Origin of the sequence: Allobosea sp. AK1 (assembly GCF_006714945.1) — a bacterium.
Classification (GTDB): domain Bacteria; phylum Pseudomonadota; class Alphaproteobacteria; order Rhizobiales; family Beijerinckiaceae; genus Allobosea; species Allobosea robiniae.
In genome coordinates this window covers 308,666-328,362 of sequence record NZ_VFMG01000001.1, presented here as the reverse complement: position 1 = coordinate 328,362, position 19,697 = coordinate 308,666, and the positions used below count along the sequence as shown (strand labels likewise).

General features: G+C 65.5%; 13 protein-coding genes and 1 tRNA gene. All 14 read left to right on the top strand.

Annotated elements, in window-relative coordinates; translation table 11 throughout:
* The first annotated feature begins 149 nt into the window (after positions 1 to 149).
* Positions 150 to 2,000: a TRAP transporter large permease subunit gene (locus tag FHT98_RS01695; protein ID WP_142111967.1), complete on the top strand. Its 1,851-nt coding sequence runs from the start codon at positions 150 to 152 to the stop codon at positions 1,998 to 2,000.
* A gap of 68 nt (positions 2,001 to 2,068) precedes the next feature.
* Positions 2,069 to 3,343: a nicotinate phosphoribosyltransferase gene (gene pncB / locus FHT98_RS01690; protein WP_113586707.1), complete on the top strand. Its 1,275-nt coding sequence runs from the start codon at positions 2,069 to 2,071 to the stop codon at positions 3,341 to 3,343.
* A gap of 100 nt (positions 3,344 to 3,443) precedes the next feature.
* Entirely contained in the window at positions 3,444 to 4,634 is a 1,191-nt protein-coding gene (gene tuf / locus FHT98_RS01685; RefSeq protein WP_091861302.1) for an elongation factor Tu, read from the top strand.
* A 193-nt stretch (positions 4,635 to 4,827) separates the two neighbouring features.
* Entirely contained in the window at positions 4,828 to 5,727 is a 900-nt protein-coding gene (locus FHT98_RS01680; protein ID WP_142111964.1) for a dihydrodipicolinate synthase family protein, read from the top strand.
* A gap of 61 nt (positions 5,728 to 5,788) precedes the next feature.
* Positions 5,789 to 5,864 (top strand) — tRNA-Trp (locus tag FHT98_RS01675).
* A 55-nt stretch (positions 5,865 to 5,919) separates the two neighbouring features.
* Positions 5,920 to 6,651: a class I SAM-dependent methyltransferase gene (locus FHT98_RS01670; RefSeq protein WP_142111962.1), complete on the top strand. Its 732-nt coding sequence runs from the start codon at positions 5,920 to 5,922 to the stop codon at positions 6,649 to 6,651.
* A gap of 161 nt (positions 6,652 to 6,812) precedes the next feature.
* Positions 6,813 to 7,007, top strand: coding sequence for a preprotein translocase subunit SecE (secE, locus tag FHT98_RS01665; protein WP_061966725.1), 195 nt, complete (start codon positions 6,813 to 6,815; stop codon positions 7,005 to 7,007).
* A gap of 14 nt (positions 7,008 to 7,021) precedes the next feature.
* Positions 7,022 to 7,555, top strand: coding sequence for a transcription termination/antitermination protein NusG (nusG, locus tag FHT98_RS01660; RefSeq protein ID WP_061966724.1), 534 nt, complete (start codon positions 7,022 to 7,024; stop codon positions 7,553 to 7,555).
* 210 nt (positions 7,556 to 7,765) lie between these two features.
* Complete coding sequence (rplK, locus tag FHT98_RS01655) at positions 7,766 to 8,197, top strand: 50S ribosomal protein L11 (RefSeq protein ID WP_061966723.1); 432 nt, start codon at positions 7,766 to 7,768, stop codon at positions 8,195 to 8,197.
* A 10-nt stretch (positions 8,198 to 8,207) separates the two neighbouring features.
* Positions 8,208 to 8,906: a 50S ribosomal protein L1 gene (gene rplA / locus FHT98_RS01650; RefSeq protein WP_061966722.1), complete on the top strand. Its 699-nt coding sequence runs from the start codon at positions 8,208 to 8,210 to the stop codon at positions 8,904 to 8,906.
* Positions 8,907 to 9,477: 571 nt separating this feature from the next.
* A complete protein-coding gene (gene rplJ, locus FHT98_RS01645) occupies positions 9,478 to 9,993 on the top strand; it encodes a 50S ribosomal protein L10 (RefSeq protein WP_061966721.1) in 516 nt (171 codons plus the stop codon).
* A gap of 50 nt (positions 9,994 to 10,043) precedes the next feature.
* The gene (gene rplL, locus FHT98_RS01640) at positions 10,044 to 10,424 is read left to right on the top strand and encodes a 50S ribosomal protein L7/L12 (RefSeq protein WP_061966720.1); all 381 of its coding nucleotides are present in this window, start codon (positions 10,044 to 10,046) and stop codon (positions 10,422 to 10,424) included.
* Positions 10,425 to 10,705: 281 nt separating this feature from the next.
* Positions 10,706 to 14,857: a DNA-directed RNA polymerase subunit beta gene (rpoB, locus tag FHT98_RS01635; protein WP_061966719.1), complete on the top strand. Its 4,152-nt coding sequence runs from the start codon at positions 10,706 to 10,708 to the stop codon at positions 14,855 to 14,857.
* A gap of 109 nt (positions 14,858 to 14,966) precedes the next feature.
* Positions 14,967 to 19,151 carry a DNA-directed RNA polymerase subunit beta' gene (gene rpoC / locus FHT98_RS01630; RefSeq protein ID WP_113586820.1) on the top strand — a complete coding sequence of 1,395 codons (4,185 nt, stop codon included), beginning with the start codon at positions 14,967 to 14,969 and terminating at the stop codon, positions 19,149 to 19,151.
* Positions 19,152 to 19,697 lie beyond the last annotated feature (546 nt).

Below are 19,697 nucleotides of genomic sequence, written 5' to 3'. Positions count from 1 at the left end.
AAGGCTGATCGGGGACGCCATCCAATCCCGGCTGGGGCGGCGCCACAAGCCCGCTCCTGCGGTCAATTCAGGGATGATGTCAATTCGAGTGGCTTGACGCGACGGGCGCGAGGCCGGAACAGGGCATCCGGGCAGGGCATAGCGGCAGGATGAGCCAGTCGGACGATCAAGCGCGCGGGAAGCCGCTCCCGGAACGGGTCGAGGCGACCTTCCGCACGGCACTGGAACTCGCCGGCGCCGCGATCCTGGCGGCGCTGTTCCTCGTGGTCATGGCGGCCGTCCTGCAGCGCTATCTGTTCGGCGGCGGCTTCGTCTGGTCGGACGAGCTCGCGATCTGGCTGCATCTGGCGCTGATCGCGGTCGGCGCGCCGCTTGCGGTCACTGGAACGCTGGCGATGCGGCTCGATGTGCTCGTGCGGCTGTTGCCGGCGCTGCTGCGCAGGCTCGCCGCCGTGCTCGCCGATGCGATCGCCTTTCATGGTGCGTTGGTGCTGGCGGCCGGCGGGGCGAATGTCGCCGCGCTCATCGGCGGGCATTCCACCGTGCTCGGCCTGCCGGAATCCCTGCGCTTCGCCGTCTTCGCCTGCGGCGGCGGGCTGACGATGCTGGCGTTGTTCCTGCGTGCCGGGATCGAACGAGGCTGGGCGGGAGCGGTCGCGGGGCTCGGGCTCGGCGGCTGTTTCTACGGGCTAGCGCAGCTCTCCTTCGATCTCTTTCCGACGCCGAGCCTGGTCGCTGCGCTGGTCGCGGGGGCGGGGCTCCTGCTCGGTGCGCCCTTGCCTTTCGCGCTTCTGGCCGGCGTCTCGCTGACCGGGCCGTTCGGCGGGCTGATGCCGGAGCCTGCGATCGTGCAGACCCTGGTCGGTGGCATCGGCAAGTTCCTGCTGCTGGCGATTCCCTTCTTCCTGCTGGCGGGCGAATTGCTGACCACGGGCGGGCTGGCCGAGCGCCTGATCCGCTTCGCCGCGACGCTGGTCGGGCATTGGCGGGCGGGGCTGGCGCAGACGGCGCTGGTGGCGAGCGTGCTGTTCTCGGGTGCCTCGGGCTCTTCGGTTGCGAATGCCGCCTTCGGCGCGAAGGTCATGGCGCCGACGCTGGTGGCGCGGGGTTATCCGCCGGCCAATGCGGCGGCGATCGTCGCGGGCGTCTCGATGCTCGACAACATCATCCCGCCCTCGATCGCCTTCCTGATCCTGGCGAGCGCGACCAATCTCTCGGTCGGCTCGCTATTGGTCGGCGGTTTCGTCGCCGGCGGTGTCTTGGCGCTGGCGCTCGCGATCGGCATCCATCTCAGCGTTCGTGGCGTCGTCGATGCCGCGCCGAAGGCCAGCGCGGCCGAGCGGGGCAGGGCGCTGATCGGCGCCATTCCCGCCATCGGGCTCGGCATCGTCGTGGTCGTCGGCATCCGCTTTGGCGTGGTGACGGTGACGGAGGCCTCGGCGCTCGCTGTCGCCTATGCCGTGATCGCCTGCCTCGCGCTGCGCAGCCTGAACGCGCATGGCGTGCTGGCGGCCCTACGGAAATCGGCGACCGAGGCTGCGGCGATCGGCTTGCTGATCGGCGCTTCCGCGCCTTTCGCCTTCCTGCTCGCGGTCGACCGGGTCTCCGAGCAGATGGCCGGGCTCGTCACCGCGTTCGGTGCCGGTCCCTATGCGGTGATGCTGCTCGCCAATCTCGTGCTGCTGGTCGCCGGGCTCTTCCTCGATATCGGCGCGGCGATCCTGCTGCTGGCGCCGCTGCTCCTGCCGGTCGCGGTGGCAGCGGGGCTCGATCCGATCCAGTTCGGCGTGGTGCTGGTCGTCAACCTGATGATCCATGGGCTGACGCCGCCACTCGGCATCCTCGTCTATGTCGTCAGCGGCATCATGCGGGTGCCGGCCGGGGCGGTTTTCCGGGCGGTGCTGCCGCTGCTCGGTGTACTGCTCGCCGCCCTCATGGTGCTGTCGCTGGGCATGGCTGCGTGGCCTGCGCTTGCGCCGGGGCTCAAGGCACTGTTCTGATGCGCCTTCCTTCGCCCGGCGCCTGCGCCGTTCCACAGCCTATGCCGTGAGCCGGCCCGGACTTCGATATGATCTTCACCGACATCGCGACGCGGACCTACAACCACGGCTGGCGGCTCGACCCGATCATCCGCAGCCTGCTCGATACCGATTTCTACAAGCTCCTGATGCTGCAGATGATCCGGGCTTTCCACCCGGAGGTGCAGGTCACCTTCTCGCTGATCAACCGCTCCAAGCATATCCGGCTCGGCGACATCGTCGACGAGGGCGAGCTCAGGGCGCAGCTCGACCATGCCCGCTCGCTGCGCTTCACCAAGAACGAGCTGATCTGGCTGTCCGGCAACAGCTTCTACGGCAAGACCCAGATGTTCTCGCCGGAGTTCATGGGCTGGCTCGCCGAGTTCCAGTTGCCTGAATACGATCTGCGCAAGGTCGACGGTCAGTACGAACTGCATTTCGAGGGGCCCTGGACCCACACGACGATGTGGGAGGTGCCGGCGCTGGCGATCATCAACGAGCTGCGCGCCCGGCGCGTGATGGTCGGCCAGAAGCGTTTCTCGCTGGACGTGCTCTATGCCCGCGCCAAGGCCAAGATGTGGGACAAGGTCGAGCGGCTGCAGAAGCTGCCTAACCTCAAGCTCTCCGATTTCGGCACGCGCCGGCGCCATGGCCATCTCTGGCAGCGCTGGTGCGTCGAGGCCTTGAAGGAAGGCTTGGGCTCGGCCTTCACCGGCACCTCGAATGTGCTGCTGGCGATGGATGCAGATCTCGAGGCGATCGGGACCAACGCCCATGAATTGCCGATGGTGCTGGCGGCGCTGGCCGAAACGGATGAGGAATTGCTGGGCGCGCCCTATCGCGTGCTCGACGAGTGGCGCCAGGTCTATGGCGGCAACCTCCTGATCGCGCTGCCGGACGCCTTCGGCTCGCAGAGCTTCCTGCGGCATGCGCCGGACTGGGTCGCCGACTGGACCGGCTTTCGCCCTGACAGCGCCCCGCCGATTCCGGCCGGCGAGACCATCATGGCCTGGTGGCGCGAGCGCGGGCGCGACCCGCGCGACAAGATGCTGGTCTTCTCCGACGGGCTCGATGTCGAGGCGATCGAGCGCGTCTACCATCATTTCGACGGCAAGGTCCGCATGGCCTTCGGCTGGGGCACCGACCTCACCAACGATCTCGTCGGCTGCTCGCCGGATGGCTCGCGCGCGCTCGATCCGATCTCGCTGGTCTGCAAGGTCACCAGGGCGAACGGCAGGCCCGCGGTGAAGCTCTCTGACAATCCCGAGAAGGTCTCCGGCGATCCGCAAGCCGTGAAGCGCTACCGCCGGGTGTTCGGGGTCTGATTTCGAGCCCTCGCGCTACCGCCTTGCATCCCCGCTCAAAAACCCCTAATGCGACCCCCGTTTCTGGGCCCGAAGGGCCGCCTTCGAGGACAAGGGTGTCATGGCCAAAGAGAAATTTGCGCGCAACAAGCCGCACTGCAACATTGGAACGATTGGTCACGTTGACCATGGCAAGACGTCTTTGACGGCTGCGATCACGAAGGTGCTTGCGGAGTCGGGCGGCGCTTCGTTCACGGCGTATGACCAGATCGACAAGGCTCCGGAAGAGAAGGCCCGCGGCATCACGATCTCGACCGCTCACGTCGAGTACGAGACCCCGGCGCGTCACTACGCCCACGTCGACTGCCCCGGCCACGCCGACTACGTGAAGAACATGATCACGGGTGCGGCGCAGATGGACGGCGCGATCCTGGTGGTTTCGGCGGCCGACGGCCCGATGCCGCAGACCCGCGAGCACATCCTGCTGGCGCGCCAGGTCGGCGTTCCCGCGCTGGTGGTGTTCATGAACAAGGTCGATCTCGTCGACGACGCCGAGCTGCTCGAGCTGGTCGAGATGGAGATCCGCGAGCTTCTGTCGAAGTACGACTTCCCGGGCGACGACATCCCGATCACCAAGGGCTCGGCGAAGGCCGCGCTGGACAACGTCACGCCGGAGATCGGTCATGACGCGGTGATCGCGCTGATGAAGACGGTCGACGACTACATCCCGCAGCCGGAGCGTCCGATTGACCAGCCGTTCCTGATGCCGGTCGAGGACGTGTTCTCGATCTCGGGCCGTGGCACGGTGGTGACCGGCCGCGTCGAGCGCGGCATCGTCAAGGTCGGCGAGGAAATCGAGATCGTCGGCCTGAAGGACACCGTGAAGACGACCGTCACGGGCGTCGAGATGTTCCGCAAGCTTCTGGACCAGGGCCAGGCGGGCGACAACATCGGCGCGCTGCTGCGCGGCACGAAGCGTGAGGACGTCGAGCGCGGGCAGATCCTGTGCAAGCCGGGCTCTGTCAAGCCGCACACGAAGTTCAAGGCCGAGGCGTACATCCTGACGAAGGAAGAGGGTGGCCGTCACACGCCGTTCTTCACCAACTACCGCCCGCAGTTCTACTTCCGCACGACGGACGTGACCGGCGTGGTCTCGCTGCCGGAAGGCACGGAGATGGTGATGCCGGGCGACAACATCTCGATGGAGGTGACGCTGATCGCCCCGATCGCGATGGAAGAGAAGCTGCGCTTCGCCATCCGCGAAGGCGGCCGCACCGTCGGCGCCGGCGTCGTCGCATCGATCATCGCCTGATCGATTGCACGCAAAGTGATTTGGGAAAGGGCGGTGGCGACACCGCCCTTTTTCTTTTGCTTGTGTTCGGCCGCACCCATGCCTTGCACGCAAGGGCGGCTCCAGCCGCTTGGGCTGCGCGGGCTTGCCGTTCCGTGCTCTCAATGGCTGTGAGAGAGCGGGCCAGCCGCTCCCGCCGCGGAGGAGCCAGCCCATGCCATTCAAGCCGCCGTTTCCGGGTATCCATTCGATCGTCTTCGCCCTGTTCGACGCGCATGAGCGGCTCGATCGGGCGGCGATGCGCAAGCAGGCCCAGATCAGCCTCGATCTCGACGTGCAGGGCATGGCGGCGCTCGGGCTCGCGACCGAGGTCTCGAAGTTGAGCTTCACCGAGCGCTGCACTGTGATGGAGTGGATGGCGGAGGATGTGGCGGGCAGGAAGCCGCTCGCCTTCACCATCTTCGGCTCCTCGGTTGCGGAGCAGGTCGCGCTGGTGAAAGTCGCGGAGCAAAACGGTGCCGACTGGGTGATTCTCCAGCCGCCGATGGTCGGCAGCTTCGGCGCGGCGGAATATATCAGCTTCTTCGGGCGGATCGCCGAGACCACCACGCTTCCGGTCGCGATCCAGAACGCACCGGCCTACATGGGCCGCGGCCTCTCGGCCGAGGATATCCGCGAGCTGACGCGGCGCTATCCGAATATCAGCCTGATCAAGGGCGAGGGCTCGGTCGTGGAGATCGAACGGCTGATCGCGGTGACCGAAGGCCACCTGCCGATTCTCAACGGGCGGGGCGGGCTGGAGCTCATCGACAATTTCCGCGCCGGCTGCGCCGGCATGATCCTGGCGCCGGACACGATCGACTACGCACTGCGCGCCTATAACCGCTACAAGGCCGGCGACGAGGCGGGGGCGGATGCCGCCTATCGCGAGGTCTTGCCGGCGATCACCTTCATCATGCAGTCGATCGAGACGCTGCTTTGCTACGGCAAGCGCATTTTCGGGGCGCGCGCCGACATCCAGATCCATGATCGCGGCCCGGCGCTGCGGCCGACCGAATTCGGGCTGAAGCTGGTCGAGCGCTACGCGCGCGAGCTCGGCCCCTACAGCAAATGAGGATGATCAACGATTTCGACTTGAAATGCACCGCGCCTTGGGGCACATGACGCCCACCTGCAGGGGTATAGCTCAGTTGGTAGAGCGGCGGTCTCCAAAACCGCAGGTCGCGGGTTCGAGCCCTGCTGCCCCTGCCAGTCGTCCCGCTGGCGACGTCTAGCCCGGATGCCCAAGCAGGTTGGCGAGGCATCCATGACCCAGAACATCTACGACGACGAGACCTTCTTCGCGGGCTACAGCCAGCTAGCGCGTTCCGTCCATGGATTGGACGGCGCGCCGGAATGGCCGGTGCTCCGCGCGATGCTGCCGGAGTTGGTCGGCAGGAGCGTGCTCGATCTCGGCTGCGGCTTCGGCTGGTTCAGCCGCTCCGCGGCGGGCGAGGGCGCCGCGAGCGTGCTCGGCGTCGACGTCTCCGCGAAGATGCTGGAGCGGGCGCGCCGCGAGACGGATGATTCCCGCGTCGCCTATGAGCGCGCCGACCTCGAAGATTACGCGCCGCCGGTCGATGCCTTCGACCTCGCCTATAGCTCGCTCGCCTTCCACTATATCGACGATCTCGCCGGGCTGTTCGGGCGCGTGCATGCGGCACTGAAGCCAGGTGGCGCGCTGGTCTGCTCGGTCGAGCATCCGATCATGACGGCGCCCGTGCGGCAGGAATGGCTGGTCGATGCCGATGGCCGCGCGGCCTGGCCGGTCAACGGCTACCATGACGAGGGCAGGCGGGTCAGCAACTGGCTGGCGGAAGGCGTGGTCAAGCGCCATCGCACCATCGCGACCTATCTCGACCTGCTGCTGGGGGCCGGCTTTCGGCTGGACAAGCTGGTCGAATGGGCGCCGAGCCCGGAGCAGGTCGCGAACGAGCCGGGCTGGGTGAAGGAGCGCGAACGGCCCTTCTTCCTCCTCATCGCTGCGAGCCGGGCCTGAGCGGGGCTAGCCGAAAGGGTCTTGGCTAAAGGCCTCAAGCGATGTAAGAGGCTTGCAACGACGGCGCGCGACCCTCCCCGGGTTCCGCGCCGCGAATGTTTCAGGACGGCCGAATCGGCGTCGCGCGGGATCGCGGGCCGGCTCGGAACCCGAGGTGGTTCATGGCGAAATCCAATCCCTTCCAGTTCCTGCAGGACGTGCGCTCGGAGGCGACCAAGGTCACCTGGCCGTCGCGCCGCGAGACGCTGATCACCACGGGCCTCGTGCTCGCCATGGTGGTCCTGTCCAGCCTGTTCTTCCTCTTCACCGACACCGTCATCCGCTGGGTGCTCGGCCTCGTCCTCGGCGCCCGTTGAACGGAATTACGAACGTGAGCACCCGCTGGTATATCGTCCACGCCTATTCGAACTTCGAGAACAAGGTCGCCCAGTCGATCCGCGACCAGGCCGCGCAGCGCAACCTTGCCGACAAGTTCGAAGAGGTTCTGGTTCCGACCGAGAAGGTCGTCGAGGTTCGCCGCGGCCGCAAGGTCGAGGCCGAGCGCAAGTTCTTCCCCGGCTATGTGCTGGTGAAGTGCGAGATGACCGACGAGGTCTACCACCTCATCAAGAACACGCCGAAGGTCACCGGCTTCCTGGGCGCCGACAAGGCCAAGCCCATGCCGATCCCCGAGAGCGAGGCGATGCGGATCAAGGGCCAGGTGGCCGAGGGCGTCGAGCGGCCGAAGCCGACGATCGTTTTCGAGGTCGGCGAGCAGGTCAAGGTCGCGGACGGGCCGTTCGCCTCGTTCAACGGCGTCGTCGAGGATGTCGATCACGCCCGCGCCCGCCTCAAGGTCGCGGTCTCGATCTTCGGTCGCGCGACCCCCGTGGAGCTCGAATACGGTCAGGTCGAGAAGCTCTGATCCTGATCGGGAAGCCTTTCGGGGCTTCCCTTCGGTGCCGCCCTGTGTCATAGGGCGCGCCTCAACCGCGTGGGAGGCGTGCCGGTCGCCAGCCGGATCACAGGCGCCGCACCACGCACTGCAACCACCCCGGCCCCGATGAAGAGCATCGGCAGGCGGGGTCGTCGTCGTTCCGGATAGGCATCGGGGCGGACGGCAGGAGCAGCCATCATGGCGAAGAAGATCACGGGTTACGTGAAGCTTCAGGTTCCGGCGGGCGCGGCCAATCCGTCGCCGCCGATCGGTCCGGCGCTGGGTCAGCGCGGCCTCAACATCATGGAATTCTGCAAGGCCTTCAACGCGAAGACCCAGCAGATGGAAAAGGGCATGCCCATCCCGGTGATCATCACCGCGTATGCGGATCGCTCCTTCACCTTCGAGATGAAGCAGCCGCCGGTCTCGTACTGGCTGAAGAAGGCCGCTGGGCTGACCTCCGGCTCGAAGACGCCGGGCCGCGGCGGCAACGTCGGCAAGGTCAGCGCTGCGCAGATCAACGAGATCGCCGAGAAGAAGATGGCCGATCTCAACTGCGACACCGTCGAATCGGCTTCGGCCATGATCCGTGGCTCGGCCCGCTCGATGGGCCTGGAAGTCGTGGGCTGAGGGGGCGATCATGGCACATACCGGAAAGCGCGTCGTCAAGGGCCGTGAAGGCATTGACCGCACCAAGCTGTACTCGCTCGACCAGGCTGTCACGTTCATCAAGGAACGCGCCAACGCCAAGTTCGACGAGACTGTCGAGATCGCGATGAATCTCGGCGTCGATCCGCGCCACGCCGACCAGATGGTCCGCGGCGTCTGCAACCTGCCGAACGGCTCGGGCCGCACGCTGCGCGTCGCCGTCTTCGCCCGCGGCGCCAAGGCCGACGAGGCCAAGGCTGCCGGTGCCGACATCGTCGGCGCCGAGGAGCTGGTCGAGAGCGTCCAGAAGGGCGAGATCAACTTCGATCGCTGCATCGCGACCCCGGACATGATGGGTCTGGTCGGCCGTCTCGGTAAGGTGCTCGGCCCGCGCGGCCTGATGCCGAACCCGCGCGTCGGCACCGTCACCATGGACGTGACCTCCGCCGTCGCCGCCTCGAAGGGCGGTTCGGTCGAGTTCCGCGTCGAGAAGGCGGGTATCGTCCATGCGGCTGTCGGCAAGGCCTCGTTCTCGGCCGAGAAGCTCTCGGAGAACATCAAGGCGTTCGTCGACTCCGTCGCCAAGGCGAAGCCCGCCGGCGCCAAGGGCACCTATATCCAGCGCGTCGCCCTGTCGTCGACCATGGGTCCCGGCGTCAAGATCGAGCCGAACACCGTCACCGGCGCCTGATCGGCTGATCGATCAGGCCATCGGATTTATCCGAAAAGTGGAATCCACTTTTCGGTCCGATGCCAGGGGAGGGCGGCCGGATTGCCGGCCGCTCGCCTGCTCTTGATTTCGTGATGTCAAGAGCCTACTTGGCAGAAGCAGGCGAAGGCGCTATGACGCAGGCCTGTTTCCATGAGTGAAGGGGCTCCGGCGTGCCTGGCACGAAGGGGTCTGTTTCGCGTTTTTCGGCGGTTTTCGCCGAAGAATGGGTGATTTGAGCGGCGGAAAGCGATTTCCAAGGCTTGGAATCATCCAGTCCTGTCTGAGACTGCAGGTGCGCTCCGGATTCGTCCGGGGGCATAATTTCGCCAAGAGGCCTGCATAGACGGTGCAAGAGCTTAGTCCCGGATCGCGAGATCCGGACAAGACGGTTCGAACCATCTCGCCCGATCGTGACCCTCAGGGGTCGGGAGCGGGGACAGGGCACCAAGCGTCGCTTTGCGGGGCGCCGGTGTCAACCGGGGTTCTGAAGAGCGGCATTTGCAACCGGCGGCGAGCCTTCGAAAGCTTGTCGCCTACCGGAGAGAGCCCAGTGGATAAAGCGGCAAAGAAAGATGCCGTCGCGTCGCTGAACGATGTGTTTGCGAACACGTCGGTCGTCGTCGTGGCCCACTATGCGGGTTTGACCGTGGCCCAGTTCCAGAAGCTTCGTCGCGAGATGAAGGCGAATGGCGCCACTGTTAAGGTCGCAAAGAACCGCTTGGCCAAGATCGCTCTTGAAGGCACCGACGTCGCGTCCATCAGCAACCTGCTGACGGGTCCCACCCTGATCGCTTATTCAAACGATCCGGTCGCGGCGCCGAAGGTCGCCACCGCTTTCGCCAAGGAGAACGACAAGCTCGTCATCCTGGGCGGCGCGATGGGCACGACCGCCCTGAACCCCGATGGTGTCAAGGCCCTGGCCACGATGCCCTCGCTCGACGATATGCGCGCCAAGCTCATCGGCCTTATCCAGGCCCCGGCTACGAAGCTCGCGCAGCTCACGAACGCGCCCGCCGGCAAGCTGGCACGCGTGGTTCAGGCTTATGCCGACAAGAATGCGGCTTGATAGCCAGCAAACCCTTATCGTTCGAACCTCTTAAGACAGGAAGTTAAACCATGGCCGATCTCGCCAAGCTCGTCGACGATCTCTCGTCGCTCACCGTTCTCGAGGCTGCTGACCTCGCCAAGATGCTCGAAGAGAAGTGGGGCGTTTCCGCTGCCGCCGCCGTCGCCGTTGCGGCTGGCCCGGCTGCTGGCGGTGGCGCCGCTGCCGCTGCTGAAGAGCAGACCGAGTTCACCGTCGTTCTTGCCGCCGCCGGCGACAAGAAGATCGAGGTGATCAAGGAAGTCCGCGCCATCACCGGCCTGGGCCTCAAGGAAGCCAAGGACCTGGTCGAAGGCGCTCCGAAGCCGGTCAAGGAGTCGGTTGCCAAGGACGAGGCCGAGAAGCTCAAGAAGCAGCTCGAGGCCGTCGGCGCCAAGGTCGAGCTCAAGTGAGCTTGGGCCGGCTGACGCCGGTCCATCTCTAATACTACAGGCAGTCCCGGGGCGCTCCACGCCTCCGGGGCTGTCGCGTCGTTTCCGCAAGGGGCGACGAATCGATGAGGCAGATCGGTGCGATTTGTCTCGAACGGCTGACCCGGCGGCCTTGCCGTCGGCTCGGTGGGACCTCCGGGTCAGCCGTCTGCAACAGCGGTTCATCGTCGGATGAATGCGCGCGGATGTGTCAAGGTTGGGCATGGCGTTCTCCGCCGGGCCCGAAGAACGCGAGGAACAACATGGTCAATTCGCTCCAGGGCCGCAGGCGCGTCCGCAAGTTCTTCGGCAAGCTCAAGGAAGTGGCGGAGATGCCGAACCTCATCGAGGTTCAGAAGGCGTCCTACGATCAGTTCCTGATGGTCGACGAGCCCAAGGGCGGTCGCGGCGACGAGGGCCTGCAGTCCGTCTTCAAGTCCGTCTTCCCGATCGGCGATTTCTCCGGCGCCTCGCTGCTGGAATTCGTGAAGTACACCTTCGAGCCGCCGAAATACGATGTCGACGAGTGCCGTCAGCGCGGCATGACCTTCTCGGCGCCGCTCAAGGTGACGCTGCGCCTGATCGTGTTCGATATCGATCCCGACACCCAGGCCAAGTCGGTCAAGGACATCAAGGAGCAGGATGTCTACATGGGCGACATGCCGCTCATGACCGACAACGGCACCTTCATCGTCAACGGCACCGAGCGCGTCATCGTCTCGCAGATGCACCGTTCGCCGGGCGTGTTCTTCGACCACGACAAGGGCAAGACCCATTCCTCGGGCAAGCTGCTCTTCGCCGCGCGCATCATCCCCTATCGCGGTTCCTGGCTCGACATCGAGTTCGACGCCAAGGACATCGTCTATGCCCGTATCGACCGGAAGCGTAAGATTCCGGTCACGTCGCTGCTGTTCGCGCTCGGCATGGACGGCGAGGAGATCCTCAGCCGCTTCTACAACACCATCACCTACACCAAGGACGCCAAGGGCTGGCGCGTTCCCTACGACGCGGAGCGCATGAAGGGCTTCAAGGCGACCGAGGACCTGATCGACGCCGACACCGGCGAGGTCGTGGTCGAGGCCGGCAAGAAGCTCGTCGCCCGCACCGCCCGCCAGCTCGCCGAGAAGGGTCTGAAGTTCCTGCGCGCCTCGGACGAGGATCTCGTCGGCCAGTATGTCGCCGAGGACATCGTCGATCCGGAAACGGGTGAGGTCCACGCCGAGGCCGGCGAAGAGCTGGCTATGGCGGCCGAGGCCAAGACCGGCGAGATGAAGGGCAACCTCGTCGACCTGATCGCCAAGGGCTATACCGAGATCCCGGTGCTCGACATCGACCACATCACGGTCGGCCCCTATATCCGCAACACGCTGAACGTCGACAAGAACTCGCGCCGCGAGGAAGCCCTGTTCGACATCTACCGCGTGATGCGTCCGGGCGAGCCGCCGACCCTCGAGACCGCCGAGAACATGTTCCAGTCGCTGTTCTTCGACTCGGAGCGCTACGACCTGTCGGCCGTCGGCCGCGTCAAGATGAACATGCGCCTCGACCTCGACGCCGAGGACACCGTGCGCATCCTGCGCAAGGAGGACATCTTCGCGGTCGTCAAGGCGCTGGTCGACCTGCGCGACGGCAAGGGCGAGATCGACGACATCGACCATCTCGGCAACCGCCGCGTGCGCTCGGTCGGCGAGCTCATGGAGAACCAGTATCGCCTGGGCCTGCTCCGCATGGAGCGCGCCATCAAGGAGCGCATGTCCTCGGTCGATATCGACACGGTCATGCCGCAGGACCTGATCAACGCCAAGCCGGCGGCTGCCGCCGTGCGCGAGTTCTTCGGTTCCTCGCAGCTCTCGCAGTTCATGGACCAGACGAATCCGCTCTCGGAAGTCACCCACAAGCGCCGCCTCTCGGCGCTTGGCCCGGGCGGCCTGACCCGTGAGCGCGCCGGCTTCGAGGTGCGCGACGTGCACCCGACCCATTACGGCCGCATCTGCCCGATCGAAACGCCGGAAGGCCCGAATATCGGCCTGATCAACTCGCTCGCCACCTTCGCCCGGGTGAACAAGTACGGCTTCATCGAGAGCCCCTACCGCCGCATCCGCGACGGCAAGGTCACCGACGAGGTGATCTATCTCTCGGCGATGGAAGAGGCGAAGTACAACGTCGCCCAGGCGAATGCCGCCGTGGATGCCGAAGGGCGTCTGACGGACGACCTGATCGTCTGCCGCCGCGCCGGCGAGGTCATCGTCACGCCGGTCGACAAGGTCGACTTCCAGGACGTGTCGCCGAAGCAGCTCGTTTCGGTCGCCGCGGCGCTGATCCCGTTCCTCGAGAACGACGACGCGAACCGCGCGCTGATGGGCTCGAACATGCAGCGCCAGGCGGTGCCGCTGGTTCGCGCCGACGCGCCCTTCGTCGGCACCGGCATGGAAGCGGTCGTCGCCCGTGACTCGGGCGCTGCGATCGCGGCCCGCCGCGGCGGTATCGTCGACCAGGTCGACGCGACCCGTATCGTCATCCGCGCGTCGGACGAGATGGACCCGACCAAGCCGGGCGTCGACATCTACCGTCTGCAGAAGTTCCAGCGCTCCAACCAGTCGACCTGCATCACGCAGCGCCCGCTGGTCCGCGTCGGCGACATCATCAAGAAGGGTGACATCGTCGCCGACGGCCCGTCGACCGAGTTCGGCGAGCTCGCGCTCGGCCGCAACGTGCTCGTCGCGTTCATGCCGTGGAACGGCTACAACTTCGAGGATTCGATCCTTCTCTCCGAGAACATCGTGTCCCAGGACATCTTCACCTCGATCCATATCGAGGAGTTCGAGGTCATGGCGCGCGACACCAAGCTCGGCCCGGAGGAGATCACGCGCGACATTCCGAACGTTTCGGAAGAGGCGCTGAAGAACCTCGACGAAGCCGGCATCGTCTATATCGGCGCCGAAGTGGCGGCCGGCGACATCCTCTGCGGCAAGATCACGCCGAAGGGCGAGAGCCCGATGACGCCGGAAGAGAAGCTGCTTCGCGCCATCTTCGGCGAGAAGGCTTCGGACGTGCGCGACACCTCGCTGCGGGTTCCGCCCGGCGTGCAGGGCACGATCGTCGAGGTCCGCGTGTTCAACCGCCATGGCGTCGACAAGGACGAGCGCGCCCAGGCGATCGAGCGCGAGGAGATCGAGCGTCTCGCCAAGGACCGTGACGACGAGCAGGCGATCCTGGACCGCAACACCTTCGCGCGTCTGGCCGAGATCCTGACCGGCAAGACCGGCCTCGCCGGCCCGAAGGGCTTCAAGAAGGACACGGTCATCACCCGCGAGGTGATGAGCGAGTTCCCGCGTTCGCAATGGTGGCTGTTCGCCACCGCCGAAGACTCGCTGATGACCGAGATCGAGGCGATGCGGAAGCAGTACGACGAGTCGAAGAAGCGCCTTGAGCAGCGCTTCCTCGACAAGGTCGAGAAGCTGCAGCGCGGCGACGAATTGCCTCCGGGCGTGATGAAGATGGTCAAGGTCTTCGTCGCGGTGAAGCGCAAGATCCAGCCGGGCGACAAGATGGCCGGCCGCCACGGCAACAAGGGCGTGGTTTCGCGCATCGTGCCGGTGGAGGACATGCCGTTCCTCGAGGACGGCACCCATGCCGACATCGTGCTGAACCCGCTCGGCGTGCCCTCGCGCATGAATGTCGGCCAGATCCTGGAAACCCATCTGGGCTGGGCGGCTGCGGGCCTCGGCAAGCAGATCGGGCAGGCGCTGGACGCCTACAAGAAGTCGAGCGACTACAAGGCGCTGAAGGCCTCCTTCGACGCCGTCTACGAGGATAACGAGATCATCGCCTCGATGGACGAGAACGAGCTCGTCGAGATGGGCCAGAACCTGCGCCGCGGCGTGCCGGTGGCGACGCCGGTCTTCAACGGCGCCAAGGAAGCCGATATCGAGCGGCTGCTGGAGCAGGCCGGCCTGCATTCGTCGGGACAGTCGACGCTCTATGACGGGCGTACGGGCGAGCCCTTCGATCGCAAGGTCACGATGGGCTACATCTACATGCTCAAGCTGCACCACCTGGTCGACGACAAGATCCACGCGCGTTCGATCGGTCCGTACTCGCTCGTCACCCAGCAGCCGCTGGGCGGCAAGGCGCAGTTCGGCGGCCAGCGCTTCGGCGAGATGGAGGTCTGGGCGCTCGAAGCCTACGGCGCCGCCTACACCCTGCAGGAGATGCTGACGGTGAAGTCGGACGACGTCGCGGGCCGCACCAAGGTCTACGAGTCGATCGTGCGCGGCGAGGACAACTTCGAAGCGGGCATTCCCGAGAGCTTCAACGTTCTCGTCAAGGAAATGCGCTCGCTCGGCCTCAACGTCGAGCTGATCAACAACAAGGTGAAGCCTGGCGAGTTGCCGCCGGCCGAAGCGGCTGAATAAGCCGTTAACCAAACCTTGGGTACATGCCGGCGGCGCTGATGCCGCCGGCCACGGATTTCAGAAGCCGGGCAGGGTGGCCTTCGTCCCCGCCGGCTAGAGGAGACAGGCGATGAAGCAAGAGGTCATGAACCTTTTCGGCCAGCAGCCGGTCCAGCAGGCCTTCGACGCGATCAAGATCTCGATCGCGAGCCCGGAGAAGATCCTGTCCTGGTCCTTCGGCGAGATCAAAAAGCCGGAAACCATCAACTACCGCACATTCAAGCCGGAGCGTGACGGCCTGTTCTGCGCGCGCATCTTCGGGCCGATCAAGGACTACGAGTGCCTGTGCGGCAAGTACAAGCGCATGAAGTTCAAGGGCGTCATCTGCGAGAAGTGCGGCGTCGAAGTCACGCTCGCCCGCGTCCGGCGCGAGCGCATGGGCCATATCGAGCTCGCCGCCCCGGTGGCGCATATCTGGTTCCTGAAGTCGCTGCCCTCGCGCATCGGCCTCCTGATGGATATGCCGCTCAAGGACCTCGAGCGCATCCTCTACTTCGAAAGCTACGTCGTCATCGAGCCGGGCCTGACCCCGCTCAAGGACCGTCAGCTTCTGTCGGAAGAAGAGTACGTCCGCTGCCAGGAAGAGTACGGCGCGGACACCTTCACCGCCATGATCGGCGCGGAAGCCATCCGCGAGATGCTGCGCGCGCTCGACCTCGACCAGATCAACGCCGATCTCAAGCATGAGATCGCGACGACGACGTCGGAGCTGAAGCCCAAGAAGCTGATGAAGCGCCTCAAGATCATCGAGGCGTTCCAGGAGTCGGGCAACAAGCCGGAATGGATGGTGATGACCCAGATCCCGGTCATTCCGCCGGATCTGCGCCCGCTCGTGCCGCTCGACGGCGGCCGTTTCGCGACCTCCGACCTGAACGACCTCTATCGTCGCGTCATCAACCGCAACAACCGCCTGAAGCGCCTGATCGAGCTGCGCGCGCCGGACATCATCATCCGCAACGAGAAGCGGATGCTGCAGGAATCCGTCGATGCGCTGTTCGATAACGGCCGCCGCGGCCGCGTCATCACGGGTGCCAACAAGCGCCCGCTGAAGTCGCTCGCCGACATGCTGAAGGGCAAGCAGGGTCGCTTCCGCCAGAACCTGCTCGGCAAACGCGTCGACTATTCCGGCCGCTCGGTCATCGTCGTCGGCCCGGAGATGAAGCTGCACCAGTGCGGCCTGCCGAAGAAGATGGCGCTCGAGCTGTTCAAGCCGTTCATCTATGCGCGCCTCGACGCCAAGGGCTACTCGACCACGGTCAAGCAGGCCAAGAAGCTCGTCGAGAAGGAGAAGCCTGAGGTCTGGGATATCCTGGACGAGGTCATCCGCGAGCATCCGGTGATGCTGAACCGCGCGCCGACGCTGCACCGTCTCGGCATCCAGGCGTTCGAGCCCGTGCTGATCGAGGGTAAGGCGATCCAGCTGCATCCGCTGGTCTGCGCCGCCTTCAATGCGGACTTCGACGGCGACCAGATGGCCGTGCACGTCCCGCTGTCGCTCGAGGCGCAGCTGGAAGCGCGCGTGCTGATGATGTCGACCAACAACATCCTGCACCCGGCGAACGGCATGCCGATCATCGTGCCCTCGCAGGACATCGTGCTCGGCCTGTACTATCTCTCGATCGTCTCGGACGGCGAGCCCGGCCAGGGCAAGGTCTTCGGCGATTTCGGCGAGCTCGAGCACGCGCTGCACGAGAAGGTCGTGACGCTGCATTCGAAGATCAAATATCGCTGGACCGGCACCGGCAAGGACGGCAAGCCGTACACGAAGATCTACGACACGACGCCGGGCCGCGTGATCCTCTCGACCGCGCTGCCGGACCACCCGGCCGTGTCCTTCGACGTCAGCAACCGCCTGATGACCAAGAAGGAAATCTCCGGAATGATCGACGCCGTGTATCGCGGCTGCGGTCAGAAGGAATCGGTGATCTTCTGCGACCGCGTCATGGCGCTGGGCTTCCGCCACGCGTTCAAGGCCGGCATCTCCTTCGGCAAGGACGACATGGTCGTGCCGGAGAACAAGTGGGAGATCGTCGACACGACCCGCGCGCTCGCCAAGGATTACGAGCAGCAGTACCAGGACGGCCTGATCACCCAGGGCGAGAAGTACAACAAGGTCGTCGACGCCTGGGCGAAGTGCTCCGACAAGCTCGCCCAGGAGATGATGGCCCGTATCTCGACCGTCCAGAAGGACGACACCGGCCGCGACAAGCAGATCAACTCGATCTACATGATGTCGCACTCGGGCGCCCGTGGTTCGCCGGCGCAGATGCGCCAGCTCGCCGCCATGCGCGGCCTGATGGCCAAGCCGTCGGGCGAGATCATCGAGAGCCCGATCATCTCGAACTTCAAGGAAGGCCTCGACGTTCTCGAGTACTTCAACTCGACCCACGGCGCCCGCAAGGGCCTCGCCGACACGGCGCTCAAGACGGCCAACTCGGGCTATCTTACCCGTCGTCTCGTCGACGTGGCGCAGGATGCGATCATCTCCGAGACGGATTGCGGCTCGGATAACGGCATCAAGATGCGCGCCATCGTCGATGCCGGCCAGGTCGTGGCTTCGCTCGGCATGCGCATCCTGGGCCGCGCCACGGCCGAGGACATCGTCGACGTCGAGGGCAAGGTCATCGTCGCCAAGGGCATCGTGATCGAAGAGAGCGACATCGCGAAGATCAACGCCGCCGGCATCCAGGAGGTGAAGATCCGTTCGGTTCTCACCTGCGAGACCAAGAACGGCGTCTGCGCCACCTGTTACGGGCGCGATCTGGCCCGTGGCACGCCCGTCAACATGGGCGAGGCCGTCGGCGTCATCGCGGCGCAGTCGATCGGCGAGCCGGGCACGCAGCTCACCATGCGTACCTTCCATATCGGCGGCGCGGCCACCATCGCCGACCAGTCCTTCGTCGAGTCGAACTTCGAAGGCACGGTCAAGATGCGCAACCGCAACGTCGCGCGGAACTCGGACGGCGATCTCATCGCCATGGCGCGCAACATCGCCATCGTCATCGTCGGGCCTGACGGCGCCGAGCGCGCGGTCCATCGCGTCCAGTTCGGCTCTAAGCTGCGCGTGGATGAGGGCGACAAGGTCAAGCGCGGCCAGCGCCTGATCGAGTGGGACCCCTATTCCCGCCCGATCCTGGCGGAAGTGGACGGCAAGGTCGGCTACGAGGACCTCGTGGACGGCATGTCGATCACCGAGACGACCGACGAAGCGACGGGCATCTCCAAGCGCGTCGTCATCGACTGGCGCGGCTCGGCCCGTACGGCAGACCTGAAGCCGGCCATGGTGATCTTCGGCGCGGACGGCAAGGTGGCGAAGCTCGCCCGTGGTGGCGAAGCCCGCTACATCCTGCCGGTCGACGGCATCATTTCGGTGGAGCCGGGCCACGCGATCAAGGCCGGCGACGTGCTCGCCCGTGTCTCGACCGACTCGGCCAAGACCCGCGACATCACCGGCGGTCTGCCGCGCGTCGCGGAGCTGTTCGAGGCGCGTCGTCCGAAGGATGCGGCGATCATCGCCGAGAAGTCGGGCGTGATCGGCTTCGGCAAGGACTACAAGAACAAGCGGCGCGTCACGCTGACGCCGCATGACGGTTCCGACGGGGTCGAGTACCTGATCCCGAAGGGCAAGCACATCCATCTCCAGGACGGCGACGTCGTGGAGGTCGGCGACTACATCCTCGACGGCAACCCGGCCCCGCACGACATCCTTGCGATCAAGGGCGTCGAGGAGCTGGCGGCTTATCTGGTCAACGAAATCCAGGAGGTCTATCGCCTCCAGGGCGTGACCATCAACGATAAGCACATCGAGGTCATCGTCCGGCAGATGCTGCAGAAGGTCGAGATCACCGAGTCCGGCGACAGCGACATCCTGACCGGTGACCAGATCGACAGGATCGAGCTGGAAGAGGTCAACGCGAAGCTGCGCGAGGAGGGCAAGAAGCCGGCTTCCGGCGTTCCGGTCCTGCTCGGCATCACCAAGGCCTCGCTGCAGACCCGCTCCTTCATCTCGGCTGCGTCCTTCCAGGAGACCACCCGCGTCCTCACCGAGGCGGCGGTCAACGGCAAGTCGGACATGCTCGAGGGCCTCAAGGAGAACGTCATCGTCGGCTCGCTCATCCCGGCCGGCACCGGCGCCCAGGTCGCCCGCATCAAGCAGGTGGCCACGCGTCGCGACGATCTCATCGTCGGCCAGAAGGCGGATGCGGCGGCGAAGGCCGCCAAGGCAGCCGCGGCGGTTCTCCCGGCCGCCGAATAAGCGGCCTGGCGAAAGCCTCACGTCATCGAACGGCCGCCCTCGGGCGGCCGTTTCTTTTTGGTCGGGCCAACGCCAGTCAGCGGTGGCGCCGTTCAAGCGGGGCGCGTCCTCTCCGGCCGATGATTCTTTTCCGGGGATCGTGCGGTCGGCGAGATCGAAGGAACTTTACGCCCTGTTTCGGGCGGCTATGCTGGCGATCGGCGCTGGGCAGCGCGGCCGCATGCGGCTTGCAGCCGTCATTCGCTCAATGGATGGCGGAAATGCAGGCGTGAACGCGCCTGGAGCCGCAATCCGGGGTTGACGCGAATCTCCGTTCGAGTCATAAGCGCGCCACTGTCGACGGTTGTCGGACACGTTTGTCGCTCGCGCATGGTTCGCGAGCGAGTTTCGCGACCGAAACTCCGTCGGAATTCCAGCGTCGATTGACGACATGGCAGGATGCATGAACGCGGGACTTGTTCCGTGTTCCTCTGCTGGCGAACGCGCCTGAGGCCCCTGTATGGGCGCCGATGGCGCGGCTTCGTTTATGCCATGGCTTTGCTCGAC

Bases quoted from the DNA above. Each gene is read 5' to 3' on its own strand.
- FHT98_RS01680 (WP_142111964.1), top strand. From the start codon at position 4,828: ATGCCATTCAAGCCGCCGTTTCCGGGTATCCATTCGATCGTCTTCGCC.
- pncB (WP_113586707.1), top strand. From the start codon at position 2,069: ATGATCTTCACCGACATCGCGACGCGGACCTACAACCACGGCTGGCGG.
- FHT98_RS01670 (WP_142111962.1), top strand. From the start codon at position 5,920: ATGACCCAGAACATCTACGACGACGAGACCTTCTTCGCGGGCTACAGC.
- rplL (WP_061966720.1), top strand. From the start codon at position 10,044: ATGGCCGATCTCGCCAAGCTCGTCGACGATCTCTCGTCGCTCACCGTT.
- rplK (WP_061966723.1), top strand. From the start codon at position 7,766: ATGGCGAAGAAGATCACGGGTTACGTGAAGCTTCAGGTTCCGGCGGGC.
- rpoB (WP_061966719.1), top strand. From the start codon at position 10,706: ATGGTCAATTCGCTCCAGGGCCGCAGGCGCGTCCGCAAGTTCTTCGGC.
- rpoC (WP_113586820.1), top strand. From the start codon at position 14,967: ATGAAGCAAGAGGTCATGAACCTTTTCGGCCAGCAGCCGGTCCAGCAG.
- tuf (WP_091861302.1), top strand. From the start codon at position 3,444: ATGGCCAAAGAGAAATTTGCGCGCAACAAGCCGCACTGCAACATTGGA.
- secE (WP_061966725.1), top strand. From the start codon at position 6,813: ATGGCGAAATCCAATCCCTTCCAGTTCCTGCAGGACGTGCGCTCGGAG.
- FHT98_RS01695 (WP_142111967.1), top strand. From the start codon at position 150: ATGAGCCAGTCGGACGATCAAGCGCGCGGGAAGCCGCTCCCGGAACGG.
- rplA (WP_061966722.1), top strand. From the start codon at position 8,208: ATGGCACATACCGGAAAGCGCGTCGTCAAGGGCCGTGAAGGCATTGAC.